This is a genomic window from Megasphaera vaginalis (ex Bordigoni et al. 2020), from assembly GCF_900240295.1.
Taxonomy (GTDB): domain Bacteria; phylum Bacillota; class Negativicutes; order Veillonellales; family Megasphaeraceae; genus Megasphaera; species Megasphaera vaginalis.
This window is the reverse complement of the sequence record NZ_OEQB01000017.1, coordinates 1-1,235: the sequence shown is the minus strand read 5'-3', so window position 1 is coordinate 1,235 and position 1,235 is coordinate 1. Positions and strand designations below refer to the sequence as shown.

The window sequence follows — 1,235 nt, the reverse complement described above, 5'->3', positions numbered from 1 at the left end:
GACAACGTAAGTGCTTTTCGCTTATTCTGGCACTGCTTCCCTGCTTATTCTTCGATTTCCGATACGACGCCGGCTCCGACGGTACGGCCGCCTTCCCGAATAGCGAATCGAAGTCCTACTTCAATCGCGATCGGCGTGATCAACGACACGTCCATCTTGATATTGTCTCCCGGCATGCACATTTCCGTGCCTTCCGGCAACTGGATAACTCCCGTTACGTCTGTCGTCCGGAAATAGAACTGCGGACGGTAGTTCGTGAAGAACGGCGTATGACGGCCGCCTTCATCTTTCGTCAAAACGTATACTTGCGCTTTGAATTTCGTGTGCGGATGGATCGATCCCGGTTTCGCCAATACCTGTCCGCGCTGAATTTCTTTGCGGTCTACGCCGCGCAGCAGCGCGCCGATGTTGTCTCCCGCTTCTGCCAGATCCAACAGTTTCCGGAACATTTCTACGCCCGTTACGACTGTCGTCTTTAATTCTTCCTGCATCCCTACGATTTCTACCGAGTCCCCGACTTTTACGGTTCCACGTTCTACACGTCCCGTCGCTACCGTGCCGCGGCCGGTAATCGTGAATACGTCTTCTACCGGCATCAGGAACGGTTTGTCCGTCGGGCGGTCCGGTGTCGGAATGTAGTCATCAACAGCCTGCATCAGGTCCAGTATGCTCTGTTCCGCTTTTTCGTCCCCTTCCAGGGCTTTCAGCGCCGAGCCCACGACGATAGGAATATCGTCGCCCGGGAAATCATAAGAGCTCAACAGTTCCCGTACTTCCATTTCTACGAGTTCGATCAGTTCCGGGTCATCTACCTGGTCGGCTTTATTCAAATATACAACCATGGCCGGTACCCCTACCTGACGGGCCAGGAGGATATGTTCCCGCGTTTGCGGCATCGGGCCGTCCGCCGCGCTGACAACGAGAATCGCGCCGTCCATCTGTGCGGCGCCGGTGATCATGTTCTTGACGTAGTCGGCATGCCCCGGGCAGTCTACGTGTGCATAGTGACGCGTTTCCGTCTGGTATTCTACGTGCGCCGTATTGATCGTAATCCCTCGTTCCCGTTCTTCCGGTGCTTTATCGATATTGGCATAGTCGGCGAATTCGGCAAAGCCTTTCTTCGACAATACCTTGGTAATTGCTGCCGTTAATGTCGTTTTGCCATGGTCTACGTGGCCGATCGTTCCAATGTTAACATGCGGTTTGGTTCTTTCGTATTTTTCTTTAGCCATTTT

1 protein-coding gene is annotated in these 1,235 nt (G+C 53.6%); it reads right to left on the bottom strand.

Going from position 1 to position 1,235, the window contains the following annotated elements:
* Positions 1–44: 44 nt before the first annotated feature.
* Complete coding sequence (gene tuf / locus C0977_RS10735) at positions 45–1,232, bottom strand: elongation factor Tu (RefSeq protein WP_023053625.1); 1,188 nt, start codon at positions 1,230–1,232, stop codon at positions 45–47.
* Positions 1,233–1,235: the final 3 nt, after the last annotated feature.

Coding starts and splice junctions, on each gene's coding strand:
- tuf (WP_023053625.1), bottom strand. CDS start 1,232: ATGGCTAAAGAAAAATACGAAAGAACCAAACCGCATGTTAACATTGGA.